The 5,225-nt window shown below is 49.5% G+C and carries 4 protein-coding genes and 1 pseudogene; 3 read left to right on the top strand and 2 right to left on the bottom strand.

What is annotated here, in order from left to right; translation table 11 throughout:
* Positions 1–601 (bottom strand): flavodoxin family protein (locus tag AC06ND_RS03470; protein WP_475677601.1); only part of this gene is annotated, 601 nt, incomplete at its 3' end.
* Positions 602–749: 148 nt separating this feature from the next.
* Here AC06ND_RS03470 and AC06ND_RS03475 point away from each other — a divergent pair.
* Positions 750–2,249, top strand: coding sequence for a phytoene desaturase family protein (locus AC06ND_RS03475; RefSeq protein ID WP_475677602.1), 1,500 nt, complete (start codon positions 750–752; stop codon positions 2,247–2,249).
* A gap of 130 nt (positions 2,250–2,379) precedes the next feature.
* Here AC06ND_RS03475 and AC06ND_RS03480 read toward each other — a convergent pair whose 3' ends face one another.
* Positions 2,380–3,336, bottom strand: a complete 957-nt coding sequence (locus AC06ND_RS03480) for a transposase (protein ID WP_475677603.1) — start codon at positions 3,334–3,336, stop codon at positions 2,380–2,382.
* Between the two features lie 192 nt (positions 3,337–3,528).
* On the opposite strand from AC06ND_RS03480, the gene AC06ND_RS03485 reads away from it, so the two are divergent.
* The gene (locus AC06ND_RS03485; RefSeq protein WP_475677604.1) at positions 3,529–4,125 is read left to right on the top strand and encodes a very short patch repair endonuclease; all 597 of its coding nucleotides are present in this window, start codon (positions 3,529–3,531) and stop codon (positions 4,123–4,125) included.
* 501 nt (positions 4,126–4,626) lie between these two features.
* Positions 4,627–5,225: pseudogene (locus tag AC06ND_RS03490) on the top strand (esterase); the annotation flags it as partial.

The following is a 5,225-nucleotide window of genomic DNA, read 5'->3' on the forward strand; positions in this document are numbered from 1 at the left end:
AATACTGTGAGGTCACGATTGGCATGTGCAGCATCTGGAATGGCATCTGGAGGGTCTGGAAGGCTGCTGTGCCACCACCTCTGCGGCATACTGTGATACCAGCGGCTGGCTTGCCCTGCATCACTGCGCTTGCAGAATATCCCATCCTATGGAGAAGCGAAAGTACGGTTCCGTTCGGAGTTCCGTAATAGACTGGTGAACCTACGATGAGTCCGTCAGATTCCGCCATCTTCGCGATCATCTGGTTGCAGATGTCATCGTCGAACACGCATTTCCCGAGCCTCTTCATGCCACACTGGCCGCACGCGATGCAACCACGCACAGGTTTCGTACCTATCTGCACGATCTCACTCGCGATGCCGTTCTTCTCGAGCTGCGCTGCAATCTCGGAGAGCATGGTGAATGTATTTCCCTTCGGACGGGGACTGCCGTTGATGAGAAGCACCTTGAGCTTGCGTGCGTCTGCGGGGGCACTCTTCGCCTCTGCGGATGTTTCCGCTGCGATTGCGTCTACTCCTACTGCTCCGGTCGCCACTACTGCGGCTGCTGCGCCCATAGTCTTGATGGCGTCCCTGCGTGTGATCTCCTTATTCTTTTCCATAGTTTATGTTGGTCAATCTTCTAAAAATTTCTTATTTAGCCTATTATTCTGCTATTTTTTGCCAGACTGCTTCATGTGAGTCCATTATTCTGCTAATATAAGAATTAATCCGTATATTCGTGTCTGAAACCAACCACATCTAACCACAGTGAAGCAGCGTGTACTCGTAATCGGAGGCGGCATCTCCGGCCTGACCTCGGCAATCTATGCACAGAAGAGCGGATTCGATACGCTCATACTCGAAAGCACAGTCAACCTCGGAGGAGAATGTACCGGATGGGACCGTCAAGGCTTCCATATCGACAACAGCATACACTGGATGCTCGGAACTGACCCTTATCAGGACCTCTACAAGGTGTGGTGCCAGGTCGGTGCGCTCGGACCGGACATCAAGACGACTCCGCTGGACCCGTTCTTCGCAACGGACACTCCATCCGGTCGCAAGTTCCACATGTACCTCAATCCGGAGAAGCTGCGCGCCGAGATGCTCTCCTTCGGTCCGGAGGACAAGGAGGCAATCGACGAGTTCATATCCGCGCTCGAGGCGTACGGAATCATGCTCCAGAACGCAGAGGTCCCGATGGAGATCTCGAGTCTGAGATACAAGCTGCGCTTCGTGTGGTCCATGAGAAAGGTCATCCCTATCCATCGCAAGTTCGCGACAATCACCATAGAGGAATATTCGCGCCGCTTCAAGAGCGAAGACCTGCGCTTCGTGATGAACTGTTATTTCCCGAAGGGCTATTATGCAGAGGCTTTGCTGTACATACTCGGGTATGCCGTTAAGGGTAACACGAACCTTCCGGAAGGCGGTTCGCTCGCTCTCGAGCAGAGGATGGAGCACAAGTATGCAGAACTCGGTGGAAAGGTGCGCACAGCTGCGCCGGTCGAGAAGATCATCGTCAAGGACGGCAAGGCCGTAGGAGTCCAGATCCGCGGCGGAGAGGTTCTCGAGGCCGATTATGTCATCTCCAGCGTATCACCGCAGCTGCTTCTCGACAAGATGCTCGACGGCAAGTTCCAGGACGGGTTCTTCCACTCGCGCCTGCGTGACCGCAGGAACTTCCCTATCTTCAGCAACACCGTCGTATATGTCGGCTGCGAGGGTGATCCAGGCGAGATCGATCCGACTGTGATCCTGAAGGTCAAGCCTTTCCGCATCGGACGCAGGTTCCATGACCATGTCCTTTTCCACCACTATGCCGACGAGCCGAAATTCGCGCCGAAAGGCCATTTCGTGTTCCAGTGCCTCATGATGCAGTACGAGGCCGATTTCGAGACATGGAAACGCTACCATGATGAGTCGACAGCCCGCTACAGGGAGGAGAAGCAGAAGATGGCCGAAGCCCTCGTCGAGGCGCTCGCGGAAAAGTTCCCGCAGCTCGCTGGCAAGATGAAGGTGCTCGAGGTCACTACTCCAATGAGTTTCCACAAGCGCTGCGGCAGCTACAAAGGATCATACATGAGTTTCATACGTACCCCATACGCAGGAACAGCAAGCCACAGTGGCCGCATCCCCGGCCTCAAGAACCTTTATGTCGGCGGACAATGGACCATCTGCGGCGGCATGCCATGCGCAGTCATGAGCGGCCGCTTCGCGACACAGCGTCTGTGCCACGACGCCAAGGTTCCTTTCGTCCAGGACTAGCCAGCACATTTTTCGCGTGGCAGCTAAGTTATTACTAACCAAACATTTAAGCCAAATCAGGTAGTCAATTATTGCCTACCCATTTTTGTGCATCAGTTTAATTATCAGGAAGTTAGCCGCCACGGCTTTGCTACGGCTTCCGCTTGTTGCGCAATATGCGACGGACTTCTTCGATGTCCAAATGAAGAAATCGAGCAATCTGCGTTTGATTCGCCGAAGTGTTTTTAACGAAAGCCTTGATGAGAATGCCATAGTCCTGTTCAGAGACATCATTGAAGGCTCGCTTATTTTTTCTCCATCCCAATTTCCCGGCTACACGTATCATCTCAACGTATGCGACATGATTGTCTGAGCCGTCATTTTCTGTCAGATCATATTCGCTTCCAGAGTTCGAATCCATTGCAATAAGCAATTTATCCAAGCCACCAAACATCTTGAGAATATACTCGTGCTTTAAGAATGAATATTCGTGAATTATGAAATCTGTGAGTTGCTCAGATTCTTGAGCAGACAAGTCAGAAAACATTTTCCATAATGTCTGATATTCAAGATGATGCCCAGACCTATGGAAAGCTTTAACTGTATCGACCGCTCTTCTCATCTTTCTGCTTGCACTAGAAAGACGTAGCTTGTCTGAGAAAGGATTCTTGTTTCCATCCGCATACGAAATGAATGTCCACCGATCATCCGCACCACTATCGACCAAACGCTTTACGACAGGATTGTTGCCAAGATAGTTGACGGCTGTCATCTTGTCTTTCAATCGCAGCTTCTGAGCAGACCCATATGGTTTGCTGAATAGTTGTCCATGGCGATTGCAGCTCTTGTTGTAGGATAGCGTGAATGCTGATGTGACTTGCCCGATGAAACTCGATTGATCCAAGAGCGTCTCGGCCTCCAAAAGCCAATGTATGTGGTTGAACATTATCGTCAATTGGACGACCTTCACTCTATACTTTGACGCTTGAATAGAAGCTATTGTGTAATATACCAATCTGTCAATTCTACTATAGAAAATAGTTCCACAGTCAACAGAACGTTGGTAGATGTGTTCGAGAGCATCTTTCCTGAAATGCCTTTTTTTCACGATGTTGCTGGTACGTGGTGGCGCAAGGCAAAATTAACACAGAGCGCTAAAGTAACGATGTACACAGTTGGAGATGGAGTTATTCTTTCATTTTTTTGCGGCATTTTAACAAATTCGGAGCGCAAAAAGGTATTTTTGCAGATATCAAGAAAAATTACGGGAACAATTTCGACGGAAAACTTCTAATATTTCATGACCGATGCGCGAAGACATATGAATATGGCGGCTATCAAAGGCAAGGATACTAAGCCGGAGATGGTGGTAAGACATGAACTGTGGAGGCGCGGATTCCGATACAGGATGAATGTAAGGCGTCTTCCCGGATCCCCTGACATCGTGCTAGCCAAATATCGCACGGCCATATTCGTGAATGGTTGCTTCTGGCATGGCCATGATGGTTGTTCGAAGTATACGGTTCCTAAGACAAACGTCTCGTTCTGGGAGGAAAAGGTCAGGAGGAATAAGTCTCGCGATGCTGTCTCCGTTGCCAGACTCGAAGGACTCGGATGGTCGGTCATCACGATATGGGAATGCGAGTTGGCAAAATCAAGCCTTGAAGAGACTATCACACGTGTTGAGGCTGAAATACGTGAGGGAGAAGTTCGTTGGCACAAGAGTCAGGCTCACCGAAAGGCAGACAGGGCTTTCGCAATCGCTGAAGATCGTGAAAGGCGGAATATTCGAGCCGCCTGGGAGGCCGAACTTCGTGAGGAATTTTCTGTTCCAGTACCTGCCAGCATCGCAAAACTGTCCAGAACTCTGTCAGTGGAAGGTGATTTCGACATTTAGCGGTTTTTGCCGTGGCAGATAACTTTTTGATAATTAGATATATATGATAGAAAGGGTAGTCAATTTTTGCCTACCCTTTTCTTGTTAACGTATTATGTATTAGATCGTTAGCTGCCACACAAAAAGTGCTGACAATATGACGGCAATCGCCTAGACTCTTAAGCAGATACAGCAAAAACGACAGCAAGGACAAAGGCAAAGACACAGAAGAGACCTTTTGCCGAAATAAATGAAGAAAAAGATCACTGCAGATCCGCAACAGGGTACGGCGACCGAGACCGCTGCAGCAAGAGTATAGAAAACGTTAAAACAGTATAAACAGCAGGCAGATTTTTCATATGGTGAGCATTTTTTGAAGGCCATGAAGCATTTTTGAAATGCTAAGGAAGATTTCTTGAAAGCTAATGAGGAATTCTTGGGAATAATCCCGGACAAATTTATTAAATTTGTATGTTGCGTAATTCGCATAAGACGGAATAGACAACAGAAAACCATAACCACATGAAAAAGTTTATCTTAAGCGTGACTATGTCACTCGCAGCAATTGCTGCATCTGCACAGGTTGCCAACGATTGGAAGCCAGCTGCAACAAATCAGGAAGGCCATCAGTATCCGATGGTAAACTCACAGCGCATGGTTCGTGCCCAGATCCTCGCACCTGAGGCTCTCAGCGTGAAGCTTGACATCGGCGGCGTGAAGTATGAGATGACCAAGGACGAGAACGGCGTATGGACCGGCGACTCTGCTCCTCAGGACGTAGGATTCCACTACTATCAGCTCAATATCGACGGCGCTTCAGTTCCAGATCCAGGTAGCCTCATGTACTACGGAGCAAGCCGTTGGGGCAGCGGTATCGACATCCCTGCACCAGATCAGGACTTCTATCAGGTGAAGAACGTACCTCAGGGTAAGGTAAGTGAGGTTTACTACTGGTCAACCGTCACCGGTTCAATGCGTCACTGCTACATCTACACTCCAGCAGGCTACGACCAGAGCAAGAAGAAATATCCTGTCCTCTACCTCCAGCACGGTATGGGTGAGAGTGAGTACGGCTGGCCTGGCCAGGGCCACACCGGCATCATCATGGATAACCTCATCGC

The sequence above is a fragment of the Candidatus Cryptobacteroides sp. genome (assembly GCF_056207615.1).